The sequence below is a fragment of the Ochrobactrum soli genome, assembly GCF_003664555.1.
Lineage (GTDB): Bacteria > Pseudomonadota > Alphaproteobacteria > Rhizobiales > Rhizobiaceae > Brucella > Brucella teleogrylli.
This window is the reverse complement of record NZ_RCHH01000008.1, coordinates 16001-40879: the sequence shown is the minus strand read 5'-3', so window position 1 is coordinate 40879 and position 24879 is coordinate 16001. Positions and strand designations below refer to the sequence as shown.

The following is a 24879-nucleotide window of genomic DNA, read 5'->3' as shown; positions in this document are numbered from 1 at the left end:
TCCGGTGGTTCAGATTGGCCAGAAAATGCCCGAAGCTTCGTCAAATCTGCCGCTATTTCGCCTCATCGTTTTGAAAAGCTTCGCTTAATTACTGCCAGACACTTTGCTTTCCCTTGATTATTGTGATTATTGGGACATTTAATTGCATCCAGTGCTTGTGGTATCTGAACGGGCGATAAACCGGGTAAGACGGAATGGCGGATTTTGTAGCTGTACTGAAAAAGACGATCGATGCGCAGGCGGACAAATCGCCTGAATTACGCCAGCGCGTTTACGCGAAGGCGCGCGCGACGATCGAGCAGAAGCTTGTGACGGCAAATGCCTCGCAGGCTGTGGCGGTACGCCAGCGCAATATTCTTGAAGATGCGATTGCCGAAGTCGAAGCCTTTTATGCGCCGCCGGCGGCTGCGGCGGCACCCGATCCGGTCAATGATGCGCTCGAAGATTTTCTGCAGGAAGCGAATCAGGGCGTAAGCGCCACACGCGCTCACCATGACGACGATGACGACGCCGCTTTTTCTGCCGCACCAGCTGCGGAGCGTCACGACCATGTGTCGGAACCGGACGAAGATGCGTCGTTCAGCGCGGATCGCAGCGGCGACTGGAAGATCGACCGCGCCAAGGAAAAGGCGCAGGCGCGCCGCAGCGAATATATCGAGCGCAGCGCCGTCAAGGAAAAGCGCTCCTATAAGGGGCTGATTGCCGGTCTCGTCGCTCTGCTCGTTCTGGGCGGCGCGGGTTACGGCGTCTGGACCAACAAAGACAAGATTCAGGAACTCGCATCGAGCCTCGGTCGCAACGATGCGCCGTCCACGCCTGCCAGCGGCGACGCGGGCACGACGACGCCGCCTCCCGCCGAGAACCACACGGCAGATCAACAAACCACGCTACCGCCGGAACATCAGGCTCAACCACCGGCTGGCGAGCAGAAGCTCACCCAGCGTTTGATGCCGGATGGCAGCGAAACCGATGAAGGTCCCGCTGGCGGCGCGCCGGGTCTCGGCGAAGGCAAATCCACGGCAGCATCAACGCCGTCTGGCTCGCAGGCGACACCGGGCGAGCAGCCACCGGCCTCGCAGCAGGCTGTGGCCGTCGGTCAGCAGGCGCTGCTTTATGAAGAGCGTGGCGGCACCGAATCCGGTTCTGTGGAAAAGGGCAATGTCGTCTGGTCGGTCATTCAGGAAAGTCCGGGTGACGGTCAGCCGGAAGAACCGGCGGTCCGTGGCACGGTGACGATGCCGACGAGCAATCTTCAGCTGAAAATGACGATCCGCAAGAATACGGATCAGTCCATCCCCGCCAGCCATTTGATCGAGATGGTGTTCACCGTTCCCGATGGCTTCACCGGCGGCGTGATCGACAATGTTCAGCGCATCACCTTCAAGGATACAGAGCAGGCAGCGGGTAACCCGCTGATCGCGGTTCCGTCCAAGATTGCGGATAATTTCTTCATCATCTGGCTCAACGATGCCCGCACGGCACAGGATACCAACCTGTCGCTGATGCGCCGTCTGCAATGGATCGATATTCCGGTTTCCTATCGTAACGGTCGCCGTGCGCTGATCAGCCTTGAAAAGGGCGTTCCGGGCGAGAAAGCCTTCACCGACGTTCTGGGCGCTAACTAAAGCACCGTTATTGCAATGAAAAAAGGCCGCGCGAGCGGCCTTTTTGTTTGCAGAAATCTCTGCGTTATTTCTTGTTCTTTTCCGTGAAAGCCCTGATGGCTGCGGCAACTTCATTCTGTGCTGTTTCAGCGGTATCAAAGCCACCCAGTTCCACGACCTTGCGGCCTTCCGGCAGCTGCTTGTAGACGCGGAAGAAGGCTTCCAGACGCTGCTGCTCAATCTTCGGCAGGTCGGCGACTTCCTTGATGTTGTCGTAGGTCGGATCGATATCGGAAGCCGGAACGGCGACGATCTTGTCGTCCTTTTCGCCGCCATCGATCATCTTCAACACGCCGATCGGGCGAACCTTGATGATGGCGCCCGGTACGATCGGCTCGCGCGTGTAGACAAGCGCATCGAGCGGATCGCCGTCGCCGGCCAGCGTGCTGGTGATCGAGCCATAATTGGCCGGATAGATGACCGGCATCGACTGGTAGCGGTCAACGACGATATGACCGGTCTTGTCGTCTATTTCGTATTTGGTGAAGCTGCCCTGTGGAATTTCGATGGCCGTGAAGAATTCCTTCCCATCCTGTTCCTTCTGCGGATAGTCGAGATAGGAAACATAGTCGGAAGCAGATGCGGCAGTAGCAGCGGTCAGCGCAAGAGCTGCGGCGAGCAGGCGCTTTTTCATGGGATGTCCTTTAGGCATCGGTGAAACACGCTTTGTGCCTAAAGGCCTACCATTGCAGTTATTTGAAGCTTTTATTGCGGTTGGATGACGGTTCCGCGAGAAAGCGTCTGCGATATTCCGCCGGGCTGATGCCGATCTTCTGTCGGAAATGGTGGCGCAGCGTGTAGGCGCTGCCAAAGCCCACGGAAGCGGCGATATCGTCCACACTGGCCGGGGTCTGGCAGAGCAGTTGCTTGGCGGTCGTCACCCGTTCGGCAACCAGCCATTCGCCGGGCGTGGTCGCGGTCGCTTCCGCAAAACGCCGCAGAAAAGTGCGGGCGCTCATGCGGCTCTCGCTGGCCATTCGTTCGATGGTCCATTCAGAGCCGAGATTGCTTCTGATCCGATCGAGGAGGGGGCTGATTTCGGCGCCTTCGCGTTTGGCGACCGGCCTTTCGAGAAACTGCGCCTGTCCGCCGGTGCGGTGCGCTGGCATGACCAGACGGCGGGCGACGGAATTGGCCGCCACCGGACCAAAGTCCTGCCGCACGATTTCGATCAGCAAGTCTATTCCCGCAGCACTACCCGCAGAGGTCAAAATACGATCATGCTCCCGATAGAGCGATGCGTCATCGACCGCAATGTCAGGGTGTCTGGCGCGCAGGGCCTCCGCATAGCGCCAATGGGTCGTGGCCTCACCTCCATCAAGCAGACCTGTCGCTGCCAGAACAAATGCGCCGGAACAGATCGAAGCCAGCCGTGCGCCGCGCCGGTGCGCGCGCCGCAGTCTTTGGCAGATCGCTTCGGGCACGGGAATATCGGCGCCTTTCCAGCCCGGCACGATGATGATGTCAGCCTCATCGATCAGTTCCGGCCCATGGTCCGGGGTGATGACGAAACCGCCATGCGCGCGCAATGGGCCATCCTCAATCGGGCAGCTGGCAAAGCGATACCAGTCCGGCCCCATTTCCGGGCGGGGCAGACCGAAGATTTCTGCCACGATGCCGAATTCGAACGTGCAGAGTCCATCGTAAAGAAGGGCGACGACCAGCGGGCCGGCGGTTTGGGGCGTCTGTTTTGTCATGATCTTTACGTATATTGTCAATCTCGCCAATTGCAAGCGCGATGATGTTCAGGCGAAAAGAATGGCGAACATCACAACAGGAGATCGCCATGACCATTGCGTTGAAGACCCCGGCCAAATCCGCCGTGACAGCCATTGAAGCCGCGCCAAGTGCTTTGGCGCGCGACCATTTTGCAGCGCAATTCGCTTTCGAGACGGATTGCTGGGATGTGCATGATGCGCTTTCGAAGGGGGCCGATTTTGTGCTTCTCGATGTGCGCAGCCCAAGCCAGTTTGCAAAAGGGCATGTGCCGGGCGCGATCAATCTGCCGCACGGCAAGATCATTGGCTCGAAAATGGCAAAATGGCCGGAAGAGACAGTGTTTGTCACATATTGCGCGGGGCCGCATTGCAATGGTGCGGCGCGTGGCGCCTTGCGGCTCGCCGATCTCGGCAGGCCGGTCAAGCTCATGGCTGGCGGGATAACCGGCTGGATCGATGAGGGTTTTGAGCTGGAAACCGGGGAGGCGGCAGAATAGCCGTGCCCATAAACAAATCTGCCGCAGGGCGCTTCACGCATCCTGCGGCAGAAAAAAGTGCTTAAGGTTTAAGCCCTTACGCGTGCGCTTCCTCGACGTGGTTCAGCGCCTTTTGCTGCTTGAATGCGGCAGCCTTGACGGCAGCCTGCACCTTTTCAAAGGCGCGCACTTCGATCTGGCGCACGCGCTCGCGGCTGATACCGAACTCGCTGGACAGGTCTTCCAGCGTCATCGGATCGTCGGAAAGACGGCGGGCTTCGAAGATACGACGCTCGCGATCATTCAGCGTGTCCATGGCCTGTTCAAGCATCGAGCGGCGGTTTTCCAGCTCGTCCTGTTCGATCAGAACCTGTTCCTGGCTGTTGCTGTCATCGACCAGCCAGTCCTGCCATTCGCCGGATTCACCTTCGCTTGCACGCAGCGGCGCATTGAGCGAGGCGTCACCCGACAGACGGCGGTTCATGGAAACCACTTCGTCCTCACTGACATTCAACTTGGTCGCGATCTGCTTGACCTGATCCGGACGGAGATCGCCATCGTCGAGCGCCTGAATCTTGCTCTTCATCTTGCGCAGATTGAAGAACAGACGCTTCTGGTTGGCGGTCGTGCCCATCTTCACAAGGCTCCACGAACGCAGGATATATTCCTGGATCGAAGCCTTGATCCACCACATGGCATAGGTCGCAAGACGGAACCCGCGTTCCGGCTCGAAACGCTTGACGGCCTGCATCAGGCCGACATTGCCTTCGGAAATGACTTCGCCGATCGGCAGGCCATAACCGCGATAGCCCATGGCAATCTTCGCCACGAGACGCAGATGGCTCGTCACCAGCTTGTGAGCGGCTTTCGGATCCGTATGTTCATGATAACGCTTGGCCAGCATATATTCTTCCTGCGGCTCAAGCATCGGAAAACGGCGGATTTCTTCCAGATAACGGGTAAGGCCACCGTCACCGGACGTAATGCTCGGGAGATTCATTTGGGCCATAGAGCACCCTCCTTTATAATTTCAGGTTCCCATTTGGCGAACCTGTCGCGGGGGGCTGCCTCCTGCACTTCCCTCACGCGAGCCTCCATATATAGGCATGATTTTGGCGAAAACACGATCCTTTAACTCATGAAACAATCTGTCACTGCAATGTGAACGCTGATCTGCGTGAAAAGTTGCAGAAAGCGTTTGTAAAGCACAGCGGATCGGACTGTTCCCGATGATCCAGGCGCAGTTTTCGAAGTAACTGCACCCGGAACGACAATGGTTCGGTCCTACCCATGCGCTTCAAAAGCTATGTTTACATGCGACGCGAGGCAGGGGAGAACCGGAAGACCTGACAGTATTATATGGAGTGCGCGCGGAAATTTTCCAGTAGGTGCTCCATATCTTCGGGCACGGGCGCTTCAAAACGCATCAAGTCATCGGTTGCGGGATGCGTGAAGGCCAGAAGCCAGGCGTGGAGCGCCTGTCTGTGAAAGCCGTTTACAGCTTCCTTCAGCGGTTCCGGCAGCTTGTTCGCTTTGGTTTTATAGGCGCTGCCATAATCCATGTCGCCGACCAGCGGATGACCGATATGGGCCATATGCACGCGAATCTGGTGTGTGCGACCGGTTTCAAGACGGCATTCCACCAGAGACGCCAAAGCTGTGGCATCCTCGCGGGGGCCGAATTTTTCCACCGTCGCATAATGGGTGACAGCGTGGCGCGCATCTTCGCGCTCCTCATTCACCACGGCCTGCTTCGTGCGGTCGCGATGCGAGCGCCCGAGATGCGCATCGATGACGCCTTGCGGGCGCTCGGTCATGCCCCAGACGAGGGCGAGATAAGCGCGCTCCAGATCGCCAGTGCGGCCATGATCTGCAAATTGTTCGCTCAAATGCCGGTGCGAACGGTCGTTCTTGGCCACCACCATGACGCCGCTCGTATCCTTGTCGAGACGATGAACAATGCCCGGACGGCGGATTCCGCCTATGCCGGACAAGCTATCGCCACAATGATATATAAGGGCATTGACAAGCGTTCCCGTCCAGTTGCCGTTGCCAGGGTGAACGACAAGGCCAGCAGGCTTGTTGATCACGATGAGATCATCGTCCTCGTAAAGAATATCGAGGGGAATGTTCTCGCCTTGCGGTTCGGCAGGTTCAGGCTCGGGCAGCACGATGGCAATCTTCATGCCTTCGCGTAGCTTCTGCTTGGTTTCACGAGCAGGTTCGCCGTCGATGGTCACATGACCGTCGGCAATCAGGGACTGAACGCGACTGCGGGAGAGTTCCGGCCCTAATGCTGCGGCCAGCCACTGGTCCAATCTTTTGCCCGCAGCATCAGTGTCGGCAATTAGTTCTTTCAATTGTCTCTTCCCTTCGTTATCACGCGCCACGGGTGCATGAACCGGAGTCATTTAATGCAGGATCCACACTATCCGCGATACCAGAATCAGCAGGATTCAGGATATCAGGACTATCAGCAGGGCTATTATCAGGACGAACAACCGTCCGAGCCTGTGCTTGATCCGGCAATGGAACGTGTGCGCCGCAAGATGATCCGGCTTCTGGCCGTTTCCATCGGCGTTATGCTGATCGGTCTTATGGCCGTGCTCGCCGCTGTTGTCTACAAGATCAATCGCGCGCCCGAAACCCCTGCCACGCAGGAAGCCCGTTCGGATATTCCGGGCCAGACCGCAGCGCAGCCTGTAAAACCGGAACCGCCGAAGCTGATCGAGTCGCAGATCAACCTCGTGCCCGGCACCCGCCTTCTGTCGCAAAGCCTGTCCGGCAATCAGCTTTCTCTCGAAACGCTGCTGCCCGATGGCGGTACCGAACTCATCATCTATGATTATCGCGAATCCCGCGTGGTCGGGCGCATCAAACTCGGCAGCGTCGAGTAAGATCGGGCTGTCTATCAATGCAAAAAGGGCGGCTGGAGCCGCCTTTTTATATTCCCGGATTGCGCTTTTCTGTAAGGGCGATTATATCAGCCAGCAATAGACCCTATGCGCCCATCGTCTAGCGGTCAGGACGGCGCCCTCTCACGGCGCAAACAGGGGTTCGATTCCCCTTGGGCGTACCATTGATTTCCAGCACATTTTTTCGATGGCTCATAAACCGTGGTTATCCCTTGCCGCGCAGTTCTTCGACAACCAGCAATAGGACGGCTGGTAACCATCACGAAAAACGCCGTCAGCCCAACATTGAACCAGTCCATGGAAGCCCCCCCCAACACCCATTCGGCCCCCCGAACCGTCCGCCCTATTTAAATTGAACGTCGAGATGTTGATTCAGTTAGTGGTTTTTACAGAGAGAACCAGTGGAGATATTGGCTAAAGCGCTTTTGAATAGACGAAAAACCCCGCCTGTGGCGGGGTAAAAGAGCAGAGGGGAATAGAACAGATGCTTTTAATTATTCCGGGCACCCCTTGTTGGGTTGAAGCTCAACACCCCTTTCACCAACGACCAAACACATTTTGGTATGCGATATACAATGTCCTGGTAATGAACTGCCTGGGCAAACGACGCCTAGTTCCTGAGCAGTAGCGTTGGAAATCAAGGTGCCTATAAGCACAGCTACGCTTAATGAGAATTGAAGAGTTGCTTTCATCTTTAAATCAACCTACAAGTTTTTATTTTAATATTATAATTTTGAAATTATATTCTTAACAATGCAAATTGCAATCGCAATAGGTTTTCCGCCAAAAACCTTTGGCAATAAATATGGCGCTTGAGAGCCTCATTTAAATCGCTGGGGAGATTGCCTCATTCCAGTTGCGAAAATTTGCAACTGGCGGCGGGAGGGTGCATAATCAGCTTATGAGCGAACGTTACAAAAAGCCCGATTACGAACAGGAATTGCGACAGGCCGGGGTGCGCATCACGCGCCCGCGCCGCATCATCCTGAATATTCTGACTGAAACGGAAGATCATCCGGATGCTTTGGAGATTTTTCGCAGGGCGGTCGAGATCGACAGCAGCATTTCGCTTTCGACCGTTTACCGCACCATGAAGCTTTTGGAAGAGCGCGGTGCCATCCATCGTCATGCCTTTGCGGGCGGCCCGTCGCGGTTCGAACAGGCAAGCGGCGCCCATCACGACCATATCATCGATATGGATTCCGGCGAGGTCGTTGAATTCCGCTCCGACAAGATCGAAAAATTGCAGGAAGAAATCGCCCGCTCGCTCGGCTATGAGATCGTTCATCACCGTCTCGAACTTTATTGCAAAAAAATAAAATCCTGACGGAACCAAATTCCAGGGCCTGCGTTTTTGGTCCATGAAGCCCGTGACCCCGCCCCCCAACACGGTCTTCACAGTTCGCCCCAACTCCCCCAACAAGGGTGGACGGCGTGAACGCCGCGCAGACGGTTAACCGTTGTGCCAGCAGGCGTTTCGCTCTTTTTTAATAAGCCGTCATGGTTCGTCCATGACGGCTTTTATTTGGGCCGGAGTGTTGTCTGGAAATCAGGAATCGAACTGTTCGTCCGGTATGGTCAGCGAATAGACAGCGCCGGTGCCATCGATGCGGTATTGCGCCTGGCCGTTGACCGAGGCGGGGACTATGCGCTGAAGCACAGCGCTGCCGAAACGGGGATCGTGCTGATAGACCTCCGGCATGGCCGGATTGGTTTCTTCCCAGCGGAAGACCAGCTTTTCGCCTTCGTTTTCGGTGCGGACGACTTCTGCCGAAATCGCCACACGGCCATAAGGGATCGAAAGGCCACCGAATGAGGTCGCATTGACCACCAGCTCATGCAGCGCCAAACCGACATGCAAGGCGGCGCCCGGGAATAGATAGGGGTTGTCTCCTTCGAGACTGAGTCGCTCATCGGTGACGTCGATATATTTTTCCACCTGAGAATGGACAAGGTCGCGGAAAAGCGCGCCGCGCCAGTTGGAATCAGTCACCAGATCCTGTGAATAGGACAGCGACTGGATACGTCCGCGGAATTTCAGGAGAAAATCATCGATCGTGTCGGTGAAGCGCGCTGTCTGGCTGGCGATGCTCTGCACGATGGCCAGCATGTTCTTCGACCGGTGACTGACTTCGCGCAAAAGCGTTTTTAATACCTGCTCGCGGCGTTTCAGCTCGCTGATTTCCAGTGCTGTCGTCACCAGTCCGAGGAGATTGCCGCTGGTATCGCGGTCGCAATCGATATGCAGTTCGACCCAATGGAGCTTGTTGCCGTCCATGATGGAAAGTTCGACATTCTGCGCCGTCATGGTTTGAAGCGCCGTCTCTTTGGCCGATTTCAGCTTGGCGAGCGATGTGGAAACGATGAAATCCTCGTCGGTGCCGCCGGCTTTCCAGTTATTTTGCCAGTAGACGGGTAGATTTTCCCCCCAGGCATAGGTCAGATCGGGACGCTGATAGAGCACGCAGACATTGCTGTTACGGACTGCCCGAAGGAGCGCGCGCAGACGGGCTGCATCCGGTTCGGCTTCGCGTAATGGCAGGTCTGATGCGCTCATTATAGTCTCGATAACGGTCGATTGGGCCGGATGGCGTGCGCTGACTGAAGGTCGGGACGGTGGACCCTATTTTTCTCCAGAAAGCAAACCGCCGCGCAATCTCGCGCGACGGTATGTTGTTGTTCATATCGGTAGGGCCGGTTTACGGCCAAAAACAGACCAGTTCTGAACTGGGTTTTTCTCCGCTCTATCAGGCCTTGCGGATCGCCGAGGCTATCAGCGAAATGACCAGCAAGGCTAGGAACACGAAGAACAGAATTTGGGCGATACCCGCCGATGCTCCGGCAATGCCGCCAAAGCCCAGCGCACCGGCGACAAGAGCCACGACGAGAAATACGAGCGCGTAGTAAAGCATATCCGATCTCCTCTTTTGTATATGAGGAATAAACTACTTTGCTATGCATTCGGTTCCTGCCAGCGCTTAAAAATGAGTTATTCAGGGTTGAGAGCGGGGCTTTCTCAGGTTGCAAAGCGGGAATGCACGCCGCTCCGGGAAGAGGGTTTCCCTTTCCCGGAGGCGATTACAACCGCCAAACTTGGCTGTAGCGGGCCGAACTCAGGCCGCGACTTGAGAAGCCTCTTCGAAAAACAGCGCCTGACTGATCAGGGCTTTCACCATGTCGGGATTGAACGGCTTGGTCACGAGGAAGGTCGGCTCGGGGCGTTCGCCGGTCAGCAGGCGTTCTGGAAAGGCCGTGATGAAGATGACAGGGATTGTGTCGTCTTTCAGGATTTCATTCACGGCGTCGATGCCCGAGCTGCCATCGGCAAGCTGGATATCAGCCAGAACCATCCGCGGCTTCTCTTTTTCATAGAGTGCGAGGGCCTCATCCTTGGTGCGGGCGATGCCGACGACCTCATGTCCGAGGCTTTCGACCATCTGCTCGATATCCATGGCGATCAGCGGTTCGTCTTCGATGATCATCAGGCGGGTTGCGACCTGACGCGAGATTTCCGTCGATGCGGCGGAAAGGAGACGCCCCAGTTCGCCATCGTCGACATTGAGAACCTCGGCGGCTTCCTTGTCGCTGAAGCCTTCGACGGCCACCAGCAAGAAGGCCTGACGGGGCAGCGGCGCAATATGCGCCAGATTGCGGTTTGCCCGCTGTTCCCAGCCGATCTCCGAAGATTGTTCCGGCACCCGGATCGATGCGGTCTTGTAGAGGTCGCAGAACAGGCGATAGACGCCGATGCGGTCCGACGATGTATCCGGGAAAATGCTCAGATCGGCGATCAGAGCTTCTAGCACGGCCGCCACGTAAGCATCGCCGGATGTCTGAGAACCGGTGAGGGCACGCGAAAAACGGCGAAGATAGGGAAGATGCGGCGCGATACGCGTCGATAACGTCATGGTAATGGAACTCCTCATCTGCCGCTTTGTTTTACATTCGCATGAATCCGGTTTGAACAATCGGCTCGAACCAGCTTTTGGCCAAGCGCGATCATCCGCAATCGGGCGCGGCATTACGGATGGAAACGATGCGACTTGAAAAAAGTTCCGAACTGACGGCATAATTTCTGGAACTTTTTTGGGGCTGGTGCATTCCCCGTCCAACAGAAGCTTTGTAACAAACAGGACAGGGCTCATCGCCTAGAACGATACAATATGACAGATAAAGATAACCTTCATACGAATGGCGTCGCGGCGTCGCGGCGCGTCCCGAAGGACATATTAGGACCCAATTGTGAAGTCGGATTGAAACTCAAGGCGTTATACGCCTCGATTCAAGATGAGACGATCCCGGACCGTTTTCTCGATCTTCTCGAAAAACTCGATCAGGCTGAACAGGAGAGTATGCGTGGACAGAGCACCCGTTCCGTCGGTTGATGGAAATGCCCCTCAGGAGGGCCCGCAAGGCGCGCAGTTCAAGCGAGAGCTGCTGGCGTCGCTGCCAAGCTTACGCGCATTTGCCGTGTCACTTATCGGCCAGCATGACAAGGCAGACGATTTGGTACAGGACACCATCATGAAGGCCTGGGCCAAGCAGGAAACCTTCGAGATGGGCACCAATATGAAGGCCTGGCTTTTCACCATCCTGCGCAATGAATTCTACACTCAGATGCGCAAGCGTGGGCGTGAGGTGCAGGATACGGATGGCCTGTTCAGCGAACAGCTCGCCGTGCATCCTTCGCAATATGGTATGCTGGATCTGCAGGATTTTCGCTCGGCGCTCGAGCAATTGCCCGACGATCAGCGCGAAGCGATCATTTTGATCGGCGCTTCCGGCTTTGCTTATGAAGAAGCGGCAGAGATTTGCGGCTGTGCGGTCGGTACGATCAAGAGCCGTGTCAGCCGTGCGCGGACCCGGCTTCAGGAAATCCTGAAGATCGAAGGCGAGGGCGATTACGGCCCCGATGCCGATTCGTCCCGCGTCACCTTGAGAAGTTTTGCATGAGGCTTCATGCCGCCGGATTCTTTGATCCGGCGGCATTCACCACAAGCTTAAGCAGTTTGTGTGCCATTTTGGCTTAAATGATCCGGTGCCGTCGCCCGGCGGCATTTATTTTCGCTGGTCATGACAGTTTTTTGCCCCAGAGACTTGAAGGTTAGCCGCCACTGATATTTGCTATCAGAAGTGGGTGTTCAATTTGTATTGGGGCGCGTTTTGCCATCAGTCTTGTTGCAGAAACTGCTTCAGTCTTCACCGAAACCGATTGCGGTTATCGTCTCGCTCGGACTTGTGCTTCTTTCTGCCGTGATGACGCTGTTTCTGTCCTCGAGCGTTACGCATCAGATTGTCGATATTTCCCGCAATTATGCCTTGCGCCAGCAGGTGGACAAGGTTGCCCGGCTTGCCAACAATATCGAGATGAGCCGTCGCGGCTATCTTCTGACGCTCGACGAGGCGCATCTCGATCTCTATCGCAATTCGATCCTCTCTGTTGAGCAGACATTGACCGATCTGGAGGCCCTGTCGGTCCCCAATCCGTTGCAGGATACGCGGGTAAAGCAGATTCGCGCTCTGATCGAGCGAGAAGAAGCGGATGTGCGCCAAACGGTGGAGCTTGCATCGTCGGGCAATGTCGCAGCAGCGATGCAGCGGGTGCGCAGCGACGAAGGCAAGGCGTTGATGGACCAGCTGTCCACCACCGTGTCGGACTTTATCGATGTGGAAGAAAAGCAGCTTGCCGAACGGAACGAGCGCATCAACCGGATGCGCTACTGGATGACGGCCACCTCCATCGTGGCGCTGGCTTCGGCGGCGATGCTGGGCTTACTGCTTTTCAGCCGCGTGCAGCGTTATGCGCGCACCATGTTCGAAGGGCAGTCGGCGCTGCGCTCTGAAAACGAGATTCTTGAACAGCGGGTGCGCGAACGCACAGCCGAGCTGGAGGAGGAGCGCCGCATTGCGGAGCGTGAGCGTTATCGCGTCGAGCTTCTGCTACAGGACACCAATCACCGTATCGGTAATTCTCTGGCGACCGTCTCCTCCCTGCTGGGTTTGCAGATGCGACAGGCGCGTAGCGAGGATGCGCGTGCTGCCCTTTCGGCGGCGCGCGACCGGGTGCAGACGGTTTCGACAGCCCATCGGCGTTTGCGGCTGGGCGAAGACATGGAAACCGCCCGCGTCGACGAGTTTCTGACCACGGTTATCAACGATATCCGCAATGCCATCGGTCAGGACCGCCAGATCGAGATCGTGACGAATTTCGAGCAACTCGACCTGAAAGCCCGGGATGTGACGACCATTGGCATCATTGTCGGCGAACTTGTGACCAACGCCATCAAACATGCTTTCAAGGGGCGACCAGGCGGACAGATTTCCGTCAGTTTTCAGGCGGATGCCGATGGTGTGCCCGTTCTGGCGGTGGAAGATGATGGCGTCGGTTGGGGGACGGAAGGCGCGAAGCCGGGCGACAAGAACGGACTTGGCACGCTGGTGGTGGAACAGCTTTGCATGCAGTTCGGCGAAAAGCCGGTCTATGGTGAAGCCGTGGATCGCGCTGGCACACGCGTTTCTGTGCGCCTTGCATCGCTGGTCGATAGCACCGACGCGGCTGCGCAGTAAAGCGAAGCGCCTCCCGATGACCCATGAAAAAACACCGGAACAGGTTCCGGTGTTTTTATTTTTATAGGGCTTTTGTCAGGCTTTGGGCGGTCGCTTCTTCTTGTCTGAGAGGAGCGAAACCAGAGCAATGCCTGCAAGCGGCAGGGCGGCTGCCAGTATCGGCCGCTTGAGGATTGATGGGATCGTCGCAAGAGCGGCTGTCGCCATCATTGCCGATTTGTCGGCTGCGATCCGCTCTTTGCGCTTTTTCGCCTCTGCTGCGGCCTGTATCTTCAGCACAGCGAGAACGAGCAGCGCAAGTATCAGCGAAATGGCGGCAAGAATCAGTGCTGCAAGCGGACCGCCATAGGTCTGCGCCAAAGCCAGAAAGGCCGCGACACAGAGAAACGTGACCGTGATGATGCCGAAAATGCCAATCGCCACGCCGTAAATCGCTGCGCGTCGCGTTTGGCTGACGGTGAATCTCACTTCTTCGCCAGCCAGAGCGGACAGGATAGGGACCAGAGCTTTAAGCATGGGACGCCTCAGCGGCGGGAAAGAAGGGCGAGCAGATAGCCGATGCCAAGCGCGGTAGCGAGCGATGTAATCGGACGTTCACGAACGGTTGCCGTCAACTGCGCTTCGAGGTCCTGCGCCTTTCCGCACAATTCATCAACAACATCGCCGCCTTGCAGATAGGCGCTCTGATAGGTTTCCTTCGCGGTGCGCTTGGCGTCGCGGACGGTCTGGTTGCCGAGATTGGCGAGCGTCGCGGCGATGGCTGCGATGTCCTCCTTCAACTGCTCGACCTGCGCCTGCAAGTCTTCCGTGGTCGAATCGGTCAACGCTTCCTCGATCTTTTCTTCGATCTTGTTCGTCTTCGCGGATGCACGCGCCATATCTGGCCTCCTGTCATAACGGATTATCGTTGTAACAACGCTTTTCGTCACCAATGGTTGCACGCATTAGCCAATTGCAGCAACGCTGCGCGTCACTTCTCGTGCGTCATGGTAAACGGGCAGAGCCGTCGCAGGTGCTGGTCAGAACAAGGCGTGGTCAGACCATGTCAGACGAGGAACAGATAGGCTGCGCCTGCAATCATCAGGAAGGCAAGGCCGACATGGGCCGGTTTCAGCGCGCGCTGCGGAGCTGGCAGCGGATCATCATTGCCCGCCATGGCGGTTCTTGCCGCATGTTCGAGTGCCTGAATGTCTTTGTGCATCATGTGCATGCTCCTCCTGCCGGACCGCACGCTCCAATATTGTTGATCAGGGAGACGAACACATCCGACATGGTTATCAGGTCTGATTTGTCCGCATTATGCAACAGCTATTTATAAGGGGTTTGACAGGCCCCACCTCCCACAAAAGCTGGCAGAAAAAGGCAGTTACAACAAAACATGACTTGCATCATCATATTATTGGGGGTTAAAAAGGGTTCAACAAGCAGCGCTGCGGCGTGCGTGATGGGTCGTCCTTGGCGCCCGAGTTGAACAATCAAAAGGCGATCAAGATGACTGGTTTCTGTCGGAAAGGCTTCATGGCTGCGGCGATGGGCATTGTCTTGCTGGGCGTTGGTCCGGCATTGGCTCAAGAGGCGACACAGCCCAATCCTTCAACTGCGCCCGCAGCCACTCAACCAGCCACCCAGCCTGCGCCGGCAGCGCCTGCCCCTTCGGCCCCGCAAGCCGAGCCACAGCCCGTAATCGCTGGCCAGCCTGCCGCTGAAGAGCGCGATGCCAGCCTTCCGCATGATCTGTCGCCCTGGGGCATGTTCATGGCTGCCGACTGGATCGTGAAGGCGGTGATGATCGGTCTCGGTCTTGCCTCGCTCGCAACATGGACCATCTGGGTCGCCAAGTCGCTCGAATTGGCTGGCGCTCGCCGCCGGGCTAACAAGGCGCTGAAGACCATCGGTCATTCCGCCACGCTTTCCGAAGCCGTCCGCGCGCTTGACGGCGTCAAGGGTCCGGGCGCCATCATGGTGCGCGCCGCAGAAGACGAGGTTCGTCTCTCCAGCCCCGCACTGGCGCGGGCTGGCGGCGAGGGCCTGAAGGAACGCGTTTCGTCGCGCCTGTCCCGCATTGAAGCCAAGGCTGGCCGTCGCCTGTCCAAGGGCACCGGCATTCTCGCCACCATCGGCTCGATTGGACCATTTGTCGGTCTGTTCGGCACCGTCTGGGGCATCATGAATTCCTTCATCAACATCAGCGAAGCGCAGACGACCAATCTGGCCGTGGTAGCTCCGGGTATCGCCGAAGCGCTGCTCGCCACGGCCATCGGGCTTGTCGCCGCTATTCCGGCGGTTGTGATCTATAACGTCTTTGCCCGTGCGATCACCGGCTACCGTTCGCTTCTGGCCGATGCATCGGCAGGCGTTGAACGTCTGGTCAGCCGCGATCTGGATTTCAGGGCAGCTGGCGTGCGTGAAGGCACGCTGCACGCAGCGGAGTAGGCATCATGGCGAGTAAAGTTCGCGAAGGCGGTGGTGACGATCTCGAACTCAATCACGAGATCAACGTAACGCCCTTCATCGACGTGATGCTGGTTCTGCTCATTATCTTCATGGTGGCAGCGCCGCTTGCGACCGTGGACGTGAAGGTTGATCTGCCAGCATCGACCGCTGCCGCCGCGCCGCGTCCCGACAAGCCGCTTTATGTGACGCTGAAGGAAGATCTGAGCGTCAGCGTTGGCAATGATGTCGTGGCGCGCGAGCGTCTGGGGGCGGCACTGGATGGTCTTTCGGAGAAGAACAAGGAAACGCGCGTTTTCCTGCGCGCCGACAAAACCGTCCCTTATGAAGAGCTGATGCGCATCATGAATTCGCTGCGTGAAGCGGGCTATCTCAAGATCGCGCTGGTCGGCCTCGAAACCGTTGGCGCGGCTGCTCCCGCTGCTTCTGCGTCCCCAGCACCGGCGCCTGCTGCGCCCGGAGCGGCACAATGAACGCACTTCCGCCCGATCATCCTCCCGTGAAGGTGGCTTCTGCCGACGCCCATCATCATTCCTTCTGGCATGATGCGGGACGCTGGATCGGCGCGGGAATTCTTGTGCTGACTGTGCATGCGGCTGGTGCTTATGCAATCCACCAGATGCGGGAAGAAGAGCAGCCGTATGGCGCTGAGGTTGCGGCTATGGTAGTCGAGCTTGCGCCGGAGCCGATGGCTCCGATGGAAGAGCAGGTTGCTGATGAGGCACAGCCGGAAACGGCGGAAGCGCCGCAGGAAGTCGAGCCTGAGCCGGTCGTTCAGCCGGAACCGCAACCTGAAGAGCCAACGCCGCCAGAGCCCGAGCAGGTAACACCACCGGAACCCGAGCCGCAACCTGAGCCGGAAGTTCAGGAGAAGCCGGAAGAGATTATTCCGGATGTGGTCGAGGCTGAAAAGCCGGAAGTGGCCGTACCCATGCCGGTTGAAAAGCCGGAACCAAAGCCCGAGCCGAAGCCAGAACCCAAGAAGGTTGAAAAGCCGAAGCCTGAAAAGCCCAAGCCGCAAAAGGTTGAGAAGCCGAAGCCCAAGAAGGCGGAAAAGGCACCTGAGACCCGTCAGGCCAGTGCGCCGCGCATGGATGCCGATAACGGCCCGAAGGCGGCTGCAAACCGCCGTGGTCAGAATAACGCGTCGGCCGGTGTCAATTCGGACAAATGGAAAGCGAAGCTTTTTTCTCACCTGAATCGCAATACCCGGTACTTGCAGCGCAAAATGCGCAACGCCCGGGGTCTTGTGACGGTGACATTCGTTGTCGATCCTACCGGTACTGTCTTGTCGGCCCGTGTGGCCGGGTCGTCGGGTGACCCTGCGGTTGATCAGCTTGCACTTGAAGCGGTGCGTCGTGCGTCACCCGTACCCGCTCCGCCGCCAGCGCTCGCCGAGCCGCGCAAATCGATCAGCGTGCCGTTGATGTTCAAGTAAGTTCTCGAGCGTGTATTCGAAAAAAAGCCGGTCTGGAGGAACCAGACCGGCTTTTTGCTGTGTCCTATTCGGACGACAGCGCGACGGCTGGAAGTAGGCGCGACGCCTTGCGGGCAGGCAGAAAGCCGAAGACTAGCCCTGTTGCGAAGGCGCAGGCGAAAGCCAGCAGAACCGGTCCGATGCTGTAACCGACCGAAAGTCCGGCCCAACCGGCGATGGCGGCGGCCCCAAGGCCGATGACCACGCCGAAAGCGCCGCCAATGGCCGAGACAGTGAGCGCTTCCGTGATGAATTGCAGGAGGATATCCCGCCGCCTTGCGCCGGTGGCCATGCGCACGCCGATTTCGCGTGTGCGCTCCGTCACGCTGACCAGCATGATATTCATGACTCCGATACCGCCGACCAGAAGCGAGATGGCGGCAACTGAACCGAGAAACAGCGTCATGGTGCTGCCCATGGCCGCCGCATCGTCGCGAATCGACGACATATTGGTGATCATCGTGTCACGCTGCTTGTGGCGCTCGTCGAGCAGGCCCTGAATCTGCTCCTGTGTCGTGTTGATGAGGTCCGCATCCATCACCTGCACGGTGATGGTGCGCACATATTTCTGGCCGAACAGGCGCAGATTGCCGGTCGAAAGCGGAACGATGACCACATCATCCTGATCCGTACCGCCGAAGCCAGCCCCTTTCGGCGCAAGCGTTCCGATGACCTGAAACGGGATTTTCTGGATCAGAATATATTGGCCGATCGGATTGCTGCCATCCGGAAACAGCGTCTTGACCACGGTGGCTCCGAGCACGGCAACCGGCGCATAGGAGGTTATATCGTTCTGCGTGATGAAATCGCCCGTCGCGAGCTTCCAGGATTTGGCCTCCGAAAAAGCCGGAACCGTGCCGTTGGCCTGTGACTGGTAATCGACATTGCCGCGCCTGAGCGTGACTGTGCCTGTCACTTCCGGCACGGCGGATTTGATGTTCGGCAGTTCGAGGATCGCGTCCGCATCGGCTGGCACAAGCGTTGCGATACTGCCCGAGCCGCGAAAACCCGTCATGGACGGGCGCACCAGCACCAGGTCGGTGCCCATGGCGTTGATGCGGTCGAGGATCGAATTTTGCGCGCCGGTGCCGATGGCGAGCATCGTCACCACCGAACTGACGCCGATGATTATGCCGAGAAGCGTCAGTACCGTGCGGAAAATATTGGCCCGCAAGGCGCGCATGGCCATTTTTACGGCTTCCGAAATATCGGCAATGCGCGCGGCATGTCCATCGCCCGCCCGCTGCAAGCGCTGCGGCGCCTGCCGGTCTGGAATGCCCCGCTTGGTCGTATCGGACAGGATTTCGCCATCCTTGATCTCGATCAGCCGGTCTGCGCGCTCCGCCACTTCGCGGGCGTGGGTGATGACGATGATGGTGTGGCCCTGCTGATGCATGTTGCGCAGCAGTTCCATCACATCCTCGCCGCTCTGGCTGTCGAGCGCGCCCGTTGGCTCGTCCGCGAGAATGATGCGTCCGCCATTCATCAAAGCGCGCGCGATGGAAACGCGCTGCTGCTGACCGCCCGACAGCTGGTTGGGACGATGGTCGATACGGTCTCCGAGCTTCAGCGAGTTCAACAGTTCGGCTGCCCGCTCGTGACGCTCGGCAGCGGGCATGCCTGCATAGATCGCCGGAACCTCGACATTTTCCTGCGCGGTCGATGTCGAGATCAGATTGTAGTTCTGAAAGACGAAGCCGAATGTGCGGCGGCGCAGGGCGGCCAGCGCATCGGCATCGAGGGTGGAAACATCCTCACCATCGAGCCGATATTGCCCGCCAGTCGGGCTGTCGAGGCAGCCCAGAATATTCATGAGGGTGGATTTGCCTGAACCCGAAGCACCCATGATGGCGACGAACTCGCCCGCACGGATGTCGAGGCTGATGCCATGCAGAACCTCAACGGCGAGGTCGCCATTGTGATACGTCTTGCTGATCTCTTCAAGCCGGATGAGGGGCGCGTCTTGCATGGGGGACGTCCTCAGAAGAAGGGCATGCCGCCGGGGCGACGACCGCCACGTGCATTGGCATTTCCAGCGGACGAAGTTCCCGAAGCGCTGGTGACGACGACCTTGTCGCCTTCCTCCAGTCCGCTTTTGATTTCGGCCTGCACGCGGTTGCGCACGCCGACTTCGACCGTGCGCTCGGCGATAGCGCCATTTGCGTCAACGACCCTGACGATGATCTGTGGTTTTCCGCGATGCTGGCCCTCACGCGGGCTGCCGCCATTGCGGGTGCCGTTGCGCTGTCCTTGCGGGCGTTCGGCTTGCTGACCTCCCGCCTCACCGGAAGGATCGCGGCGTTTGAAGCTCAGCGCAGAGGTTGGAACGAGCAGCACATCCTTGGCCGAATCGATCACGAAATAGACCTGCGCGCTCATATTGATCATGAGCTCGCCGGTCGGGTTCGGCACATCGAACAGCGCATAATAAAGCACGACGTTATTTTCGGTGGCAGGTGTCGGCTTGATCTGGCGCAGCGTGCCCGTGAAACGTTTTTCCGGCTGGCCGAGCAGGGTGAAATAAACCTCCATGCCGGGCTTCAGTTTGGCGATATCCGCTTCGGAAACCTGCGCTTCGACCGTCATGACCTTGAGGTCGGCGACCGTCACGACGGTCGGCGCGGTTTGCGATGCGTTCAGCGTCTCGCCTTCCTTGGCGGATTGATCGACGACGGTGCCCGCCATGGGGCTGTTGATCTTGGTATAGCCGAGATCGACCGTGTCGCTCGCCAATTGCGACTGCTGCTGGCGGATTTGCGCGCCAAGCGCCTTCACATCTGCATCGGCCATGGCGAGATCGGCTTCGGCCTGATCGACTGTCGATTGAGAAACGCCGCGCGTGGCAAGCAGGGACTTCTGCCGCGTTGCGTTGAGCTTCTTGAGCGTCAGTTGCGCTTCCTTGCTGAGAAGCTGGGCTTTCAAATTGTCGAGCTGCGCGCTGGCGATCTCAACCCTCTTCTCGAAGGGAGAGGGATCGATCTCGGCGATAAACTGGCCTTCCGTGACCTGGTCGCCAACTTCCACCTGCACGCTTTTGAGCTGTCCCGAGACCTGCGCACCGACATTGATGCTGCGCAGGGCGCTGACTGTACCCACCGCGGTGATCGCGTTTTCAATATCGCCACGCACAACCGTTTCAGCGAGATAGCTGCTTTTTTCATTTCCGGCTGCGCGCGCATCGAAGAAATACCAGCCAGCGCCGACAGCAATGACCGCAGCGGGCAGCCACAGCCACCAGCGACGGCGTTTGCCGAAGGCGCGCTTTTGCGACAATGTCGCCTTCTGGCCCGAACCGGATGAAGCGGAAGATGTGCCCAACGTTAAATCCCCTGAATTCTTGAATCCCCGCTCTCGCGGGAAAACCATGCCTTGTCCGTGAAAAGCACCCGTTCTGGCCGCAAGCCTGCACGCCCGATAACCGAAGCGTGCCCGTACTTCTCCCAATAAAGTGGTGCTTCGGGTTATCTAAACTTTCGCACTCAAGATTTCATCTTAATTATTTGTCATGCAACCAGCCATTGTCGACGCTTCGGGGACTGGTTGGCGGGTGGTCGCTTTCGCCGTAGACTTGCGCGGGTAAACAAGGGAAGCTGCGTAACTGCCGTTATTTTGTGCAACTTGTGGTTATAATTTACTGCGAGTTCAATAAGGTTTTGCTGTTTCTATCTATTTAGCTTTTATTAAATTATTTTATGTTGATATGGCATCGACGGCGTTAATATGAAAAGTAATAAAAATAAAAATCGAACGCATTTCTTCTGTCAAACAGTTGAATGCGCGTGCATGAAGCATGTTCATTCGTGATGTATATACATAAAAGTTTATCTGCTCTTGGACGGGAGGGCATATGGACTGCGGGAACACAGTTAAAACGATTAATTCCCCATCGTTGAAGAGAAAAGCATGGTTTCAGGAGAGTTTAAGATCTGCTGTTCTTTTTCCACGTAATAAAGTGGGAACTGCGGCAGTAGAGTTTGCGATACTGGCGCCGGTTTTTCTGCTGCTGCTGATGGGCGTGATCGCCTTTGGCATTTATCTTGGGGCGGCCAATGCCGTGCAGCAGCTGGCTGCGGATGCGACGCGCACGGCCCTTGCGGGCATCGATGCGGCGGAGCGGCAGACGCTTGCCACGACCTATATCCAGAAAAACGCGGCCAAATACACGCTGATCAACCCGGCGCAGATCGAGACCGCAATCGACAATGCCGCGTCTGATCCAAGCCAGTTCACAGTCACGATCAGCTATAACGCGGCCAATCTGCCGATCTGGAATCTGTTCACGGGATTGCCTTTGCCGGGCAAGACGATCACGCGTGCCTCGACAATCCGGCTCGGAGGGACATGACATGCGGGCGGGGGGCTTACGGTTTCTCAAGGCGCGCGAAGGCAATCTGGCCACGATGGCGGCCCTTGTCGCGCCGCTCTTTCTGGCAATCGCTGCACTCACCATCGATTCAAGCTCGCTCTATCTGGAGCGACGGCAATTGCAGAACATGGCCGATCTGGCGGCTATCAGTGGCGCAAGCGCAATAGGCACTGCTAGCGACGCGGTGAAAAAGCAATTGCAGGCCAACGGGCTTGATCCGGTCATGATGACGGGCGCTTACGATCCGTCCGTTGTGAAAGGCAAGACGGATAATCTCACGCGTGTCTGGGTGGAGACCGGCAAATATACCGCCGATAAATCGATTGCTGTCGGCTCGCGCTTCGTGGCAGGTGGAACAAGTCCCGATGCCGTGCGGGTGACGCTCGCAAAACCTGGCAATCTCTATTTCGGTCAGGCGCTGATGGATCGCCCTGCGGTCAGCGCGAGCGGCATGGCCGCCTCCCATGCGGAAGCGGCCTTTTCCATCGGCTCCCGATTGGCCAGTCTGAACACGAATGAAAGCGCGTTGAACGGACTTCTCGGCGGTTTGTTGGGTACAACCCTCAATCTCAAGCTGTTGGATTATAACGCGCTTGCCGCCACCGATATCAATCTGCTTGGCTTTCTCGACAAACTGGCGCCGCAGGTTGGGCTGACCGCCGGGACTTACGACCAGCTGTTGAACACGGATGTGTCAGTCGGCGTTCTGGCAAAGGTGATGGCGGATGTCGTGACCAACAACGCAACAGCCAAGGCGGCGCTCAATGTTCTTGGAAAAAATGCTGCAGCACTTTCCACCAAACTGCCAGTCGGAAAACTGCTTGGGCTTGGTTCTCTGGCGAATGCCAGTATAGGGTCTGCTGGCAATTACAACATCACCGCCAATGTCTTGCAGCTTGTGACCGCATCCGCAATCTTGGGTGGCAAGCACCAGATCGACGTTGGAACAGGGCTCGACCTTGGCGGGCTTGCAACCGTTACGGTCAGTGTCGCTATCGGCGAACCAGCCCAATCGACTCCATATTTCAGGGTTGGCGCTCTCGGTTCGCTCGTTCGCACCGCTCAAATCAGAATATCGCTCTATGTGGGGCTGTTAAACAGCTCGGTTCTCGGGCTCATTACGCTCGGAGATTTGAAATTACCCATCTATGTCGATGTTGCTTCGGCGGAAGGGGAACTGAAAAGCGTAAGCTGCCCGGCGGGGCCGCAAAGTGCGAAAGTCGGCATTGGTGTGACGACCGGAATTGCTGGGGTTTACCTTGGAAATCTAAGCGATCCCGACTTTAAAAATCTCAACAAGAAGCCGGTGGTCACCAGCAAGAAGATTGCGCAAATAAAGGTTTTGGGTATTGGACCCGATGTATATGCGAAGGCAGAAATTCCGTTGGGAGATGATGTCCAAAGAATTCTCAACTTCAGTTATAGCGACATACAGAATAAAAAAATCCAAACTGCCTCGTCGACCAAGCTCCTGGGGGGACTCACATCCGCCCTGCTTTCGAAGATGGAAGTGAACGTAGATTTGGGTTTGATTTCTCTGGATTTAAGCGGCGTTTTCAGTCTTCTCGGTGCTCTTCTCACGCCTATCTCAGCACTGCTTGACAATCTGCTCTTTGCTCTTCTGGATTTGCTCGGTGTCAAACTAGGCCAAGCCGATGTGCAAGTGACCGGCGTGATCTGCCAACAGGCGGCGCTGACACAGTAACGCCCAAACCAAAAAACCGGGCATTTCGCCCGGCTTCTCATTCAAGCTATTTCGCTTGTTCAGGCCGTGCCGGTCGAGCCGAAGCCGCCCGCGCCGCGCGTGGTTTCGGTCACCTCAGTGCGTTCCTCGATCTTCGGCTGTACCACGGGTGCAAAGACTGCCTGTGCGATGCGCATGCCGCGTTCAATGCGGAAATCATCGTCACCCAGATTGACCAGCAGCACCTTCACCTCGCCGCGATAATCGGAATCGATGGTTCCCGGTGTGTTGAGGCAGGTAATGCCGTTTTTGAAGGCGAGGCCGGAGCGCGGACGAATCTGCACTTCAAACCCTTCCGGGATTTCGAAGATCAGACCCGTCGGCACCAGCGTCCGGCGTCCGGGCAACAGCACGATCTGGCGGTCTTCGGCAACGGCTGCGCGCAGGTCCATACCTGCAGAACCGGAGGTCTCATAGGCGGGAAGTTCAAGGCCTTTCGCATGTTCGAGGCGAATAATGCCGAGCGTTGGTGCTTGAGCGGATGCTGCGGTCATGAGGGAGCCTTTCCTGCGGGAATTCAAATTGGCGACGCTCATACGTGAAAACAGATCAAAGGTGTACCGCCTATTTGGCGTTTTGCAATGATAGTACGGCACAGGATCATGCTTTTTTCGTGTATAGCCGATCTGACGCTGCCGTCAGCGCAGGTCGAGCGGGACGACGGTGGTTTCCTTGATTTCTTCCATCACAAAGGAAGCCGAAACATCCGACAGCGGAACGCTGGCGATCAGTTGCTGATAGAGCCGGTCATAAGCCTTCACATCGGTGACCCGCGCTTTCAGCACGTAATCGAGATCGCCGGTCATGCGGTAGACACCGACGATTTCCGGGAAACGCGCCGTGGCGTTGCGGAATTTGGCCAGCCATTCCGGATCATGGCTGGATGTGCGCACCAGAATGAACACGGACAGGCCGCAACCCGCCAGCTCGGCGTCCACCAGCGCGACGCGCGCCTTGATGATGCCTTCCTCTTCCATGCGCTTGACCCGCCGCCAGCACGCATTGCGCGACAGGTTCACGCGCTCCGACAGAGAATCAACGGACAATGTGCCGTCAATTTGCAGTTCTCCCAATATTTTGCGGTCTATCTCGTCCATAGATGCTATCATGGTGGGATGATTGTCCCAATTTTTTACAGATTTCAAGGATATTTTGAGATTTCATCTTCCTCTTTCTTGCTAAAATGATTTTCCAGAAAGGCGCTTAAGCGCAGGGCATAAGAGAATGAATTTCTCAATCAAACGGGAGCACTTGCAATGACGACGCGTATTACCCGCATTTTCACCGACCATCCCGCATCGGTCGACGAGACCTATTTCGAGCATATGGCATTTGCATCGCGGTTTTCATTCAAACTGTTCGGGGCAGCCTTTGCTGCTTTGATCCATGCATTTTTGCCATTTTTGTTCGAAAAGACTGCAAGCACCATCGTCCGTCAGCTTTATGAGCGGACGCATAACAGAGGTCGCTGAGTTACGCGGTTTCCGCTTTCGGGCGACAC

At 57.1% G+C, this 24879-nt stretch carries 27 protein-coding genes and 1 tRNA gene; 14 read left to right on the top strand and 14 right to left on the bottom strand.

The window, feature by feature from the left end; genetic code table 11:
• The first annotated feature begins 194 nt into the window (after positions 1-194).
• The gene (locus tag D8666_RS14860) at positions 195-1625 is read left to right on the top strand and encodes a transcriptional regulator (protein WP_121538550.1); all 1431 of its coding nucleotides are present in this window, start codon (positions 195-197) and stop codon (positions 1623-1625) included.
• Positions 1626-1689: 64 nt separating this feature from the next.
• On the opposite strand, the gene D8666_RS14855 is transcribed toward D8666_RS14860, so the two are convergent.
• The gene (locus D8666_RS14855) at positions 1690-2298 is read right to left on the bottom strand and encodes an inorganic diphosphatase (RefSeq protein WP_121538548.1); all 609 of its coding nucleotides are present in this window, start codon (positions 2296-2298) and stop codon (positions 1690-1692) included.
• 58 nt (positions 2299-2356) lie between these two features.
• Entirely contained in the window at positions 2357-3361 is a 1005-nt protein-coding gene (gene ftrA, locus D8666_RS14850; RefSeq protein WP_121538546.1) for a transcriptional regulator FtrA, read from the bottom strand.
• 89 nt (positions 3362-3450) lie between these two features.
• On the opposite strand from ftrA, the gene D8666_RS14845 reads away from it, so the two are divergent.
• A complete protein-coding gene (locus D8666_RS14845; RefSeq protein WP_121538544.1) occupies positions 3451-3879 on the top strand; it encodes a rhodanese-like domain-containing protein in 429 nt (142 codons plus the stop codon).
• A gap of 76 nt (positions 3880-3955) precedes the next feature.
• On the opposite strand, the gene rpoH is transcribed toward D8666_RS14845, so the two are convergent.
• Together rpoH and D8666_RS14835 are read right to left on the bottom strand one after the other, a co-directional pair.
• Positions 3956-4867, bottom strand: a complete 912-nt coding sequence (rpoH, locus tag D8666_RS14840) for an RNA polymerase sigma factor RpoH (RefSeq protein ID WP_109369733.1) — start codon at positions 4865-4867, stop codon at positions 3956-3958.
• Between the two features lie 346 nt (positions 4868-5213).
• The gene (locus D8666_RS14835) at positions 5214-6269 is read right to left on the bottom strand and encodes an RluA family pseudouridine synthase (protein ID WP_209445986.1); all 1056 of its coding nucleotides are present in this window, start codon (positions 6267-6269) and stop codon (positions 5214-5216) included.
• Between the two features lie 3 nt (positions 6270-6272).
• On the opposite strand from D8666_RS14835, the gene D8666_RS14830 reads away from it, so the two are divergent.
• From D8666_RS14830 to D8666_RS14820, 3 genes are all read left to right on the top strand, one after another.
• Positions 6273-6755 (top strand): hypothetical protein, encoded by a 483-nt coding sequence (locus D8666_RS14830; RefSeq protein WP_109369731.1) that lies wholly within the window; start codon positions 6273-6275, stop codon positions 6753-6755.
• A gap of 107 nt (positions 6756-6862) precedes the next feature.
• Positions 6863-6937, top strand: a tRNA-Glu gene (locus D8666_RS14825).
• Between the two features lie 737 nt (positions 6938-7674).
• Positions 7675-8100: a Fur family transcriptional regulator gene (locus tag D8666_RS14820; RefSeq protein WP_109369730.1), complete on the top strand. Its 426-nt coding sequence runs from the start codon at positions 7675-7677 to the stop codon at positions 8098-8100.
• A gap of 222 nt (positions 8101-8322) precedes the next feature.
• On the opposite strand, the gene D8666_RS14815 is transcribed toward D8666_RS14820, so the two are convergent.
• The 3 genes from D8666_RS14815 to D8666_RS14805 form a co-directional block, all read right to left on the bottom strand.
• Entirely contained in the window at positions 8323-9330 is a 1008-nt protein-coding gene (locus D8666_RS14815) for a sensor histidine kinase (RefSeq protein ID WP_109369729.1), read from the bottom strand.
• 190 nt (positions 9331-9520) lie between these two features.
• Positions 9521-9685 carry a DUF1328 domain-containing protein gene (locus D8666_RS14810; RefSeq protein WP_006473348.1) on the bottom strand — a complete coding sequence of 55 codons (165 nt, stop codon included), beginning with the start codon at positions 9683-9685 and terminating at the stop codon, positions 9521-9523.
• Between the two features lie 201 nt (positions 9686-9886).
• Complete coding sequence (locus D8666_RS14805) at positions 9887-10681, bottom strand: response regulator (RefSeq protein ID WP_109369728.1); 795 nt, start codon at positions 10679-10681, stop codon at positions 9887-9889.
• A 255-nt stretch (positions 10682-10936) separates the two neighbouring features.
• Between D8666_RS14805 and D8666_RS14800 the strand changes: the two genes are divergently transcribed.
• The 3 genes from D8666_RS14800 to D8666_RS14790 all read left to right on the top strand — a co-directional run bounded on the left by D8666_RS14800 (position 10937) and on the right by D8666_RS14790 (position 13340).
• Entirely contained in the window at positions 10937-11158 is a 222-nt protein-coding gene (locus D8666_RS14800) for a NepR family anti-sigma factor (protein ID WP_109369727.1), read from the top strand.
• Positions 11130-11726, top strand: a complete 597-nt coding sequence (locus tag D8666_RS14795; protein ID WP_109369726.1) for an RNA polymerase sigma factor — start codon at positions 11130-11132, stop codon at positions 11724-11726. The genes D8666_RS14800 and D8666_RS14795 overlap by 29 nt, the downstream gene beginning before the upstream one ends.
• 210 nt (positions 11727-11936) lie before the next feature.
• Positions 11937-13340 (top strand): sensor histidine kinase, encoded by a 1404-nt coding sequence (locus tag D8666_RS14790; protein WP_109370307.1) that lies wholly within the window; start codon positions 11937-11939, stop codon positions 13338-13340.
• Between the two features lie 75 nt (positions 13341-13415).
• On the opposite strand, the gene D8666_RS14785 is transcribed toward D8666_RS14790, so the two are convergent.
• From D8666_RS14785 to D8666_RS24245, 3 genes are all read right to left on the bottom strand, one after another.
• Positions 13416-13856 (bottom strand): phage holin family protein, encoded by a 441-nt coding sequence (locus D8666_RS14785; RefSeq protein WP_121538540.1) that lies wholly within the window; start codon positions 13854-13856, stop codon positions 13416-13418.
• Positions 13857-13864: 8 nt separating this feature from the next.
• A complete protein-coding gene (locus tag D8666_RS14780) occupies positions 13865-14218 on the bottom strand; it encodes an ElaB/YgaM/YqjD family protein (protein ID WP_109369724.1) in 354 nt (117 codons plus the stop codon).
• A 167-nt stretch (positions 14219-14385) separates the two neighbouring features.
• A complete protein-coding gene (locus D8666_RS24245; RefSeq protein WP_167836095.1) occupies positions 14386-14544 on the bottom strand; it encodes a hypothetical protein in 159 nt (52 codons plus the stop codon).
• Between the two features lie 251 nt (positions 14545-14795).
• Between D8666_RS24245 and exbB the strand changes: the two genes are divergently transcribed.
• Genes exbB through D8666_RS14765 form a run of 3 tightly spaced genes read left to right on the top strand, consistent with a single transcriptional unit; the run spans position 14796 to position 17229 of the window.
• Positions 14796-15773 (top strand): tonB-system energizer ExbB, encoded by a 978-nt coding sequence (gene exbB / locus D8666_RS14775; RefSeq protein WP_121538538.1) that lies wholly within the window; start codon positions 14796-14798, stop codon positions 15771-15773.
• Between the two features lie 5 nt (positions 15774-15778).
• A complete protein-coding gene (gene exbD, locus D8666_RS14770; protein WP_121538536.1) occupies positions 15779-16264 on the top strand; it encodes a TonB system transport protein ExbD in 486 nt (161 codons plus the stop codon).
• Complete coding sequence (locus D8666_RS14765) at positions 16261-17229, top strand: energy transducer TonB family protein (protein WP_121538534.1); 969 nt, start codon at positions 16261-16263, stop codon at positions 17227-17229. The genes exbD and D8666_RS14765 overlap by 4 nt, the downstream gene beginning before the upstream one ends.
• Before the next feature lie 64 nt (positions 17230-17293).
• On the opposite strand, the gene D8666_RS14760 is transcribed toward D8666_RS14765, so the two are convergent.
• Together D8666_RS14760 and D8666_RS14755 are read right to left on the bottom strand one after the other, a co-directional pair.
• Positions 17294-19237, bottom strand: a complete 1944-nt coding sequence (locus D8666_RS14760; protein ID WP_121538532.1) for a MacB family efflux pump subunit — start codon at positions 19235-19237, stop codon at positions 17294-17296.
• Between the two features lie 11 nt (positions 19238-19248).
• Positions 19249-20586, bottom strand: coding sequence for an efflux RND transporter periplasmic adaptor subunit (locus D8666_RS14755; RefSeq protein ID WP_121538530.1), 1338 nt, complete (start codon positions 20584-20586; stop codon positions 19249-19251).
• Between the two features lie 634 nt (positions 20587-21220).
• Between D8666_RS14755 and D8666_RS14750 the strand changes: the two genes are divergently transcribed.
• A complete protein-coding gene (locus D8666_RS14750; RefSeq protein ID WP_235858975.1) occupies positions 21221-21613 on the top strand; it encodes a TadE family protein in 393 nt (130 codons plus the stop codon).
• A 1-nt stretch (position 21614) separates the two neighbouring features.
• The gene (locus tag D8666_RS14745; protein ID WP_121538528.1) at positions 21615-23339 is read left to right on the top strand and encodes a pilus assembly protein TadG-related protein; all 1725 of its coding nucleotides are present in this window, start codon (positions 21615-21617) and stop codon (positions 23337-23339) included.
• 59 nt (positions 23340-23398) lie between these two features.
• On the opposite strand, the gene dut is transcribed toward D8666_RS14745, so the two are convergent.
• Together dut and D8666_RS14735 are read right to left on the bottom strand one after the other, a co-directional pair.
• A complete protein-coding gene (gene dut / locus D8666_RS14740) occupies positions 23399-23872 on the bottom strand; it encodes a dUTP diphosphatase (RefSeq protein ID WP_109369716.1) in 474 nt (157 codons plus the stop codon).
• 144 nt (positions 23873-24016) lie between these two features.
• Positions 24017-24487, bottom strand: a complete 471-nt coding sequence (locus D8666_RS14735; protein ID WP_109369715.1) for an Lrp/AsnC family transcriptional regulator — start codon at positions 24485-24487, stop codon at positions 24017-24019.
• A gap of 147 nt (positions 24488-24634) precedes the next feature.
• Here D8666_RS14735 and D8666_RS14730 point away from each other — a divergent pair, with 147 nt between their 5' ends.
• Positions 24635-24850 (top strand): DUF6356 family protein, encoded by a 216-nt coding sequence (locus tag D8666_RS14730; RefSeq protein ID WP_121538526.1) that lies wholly within the window; start codon positions 24635-24637, stop codon positions 24848-24850.
• Positions 24851-24879 lie beyond the last annotated feature (29 nt).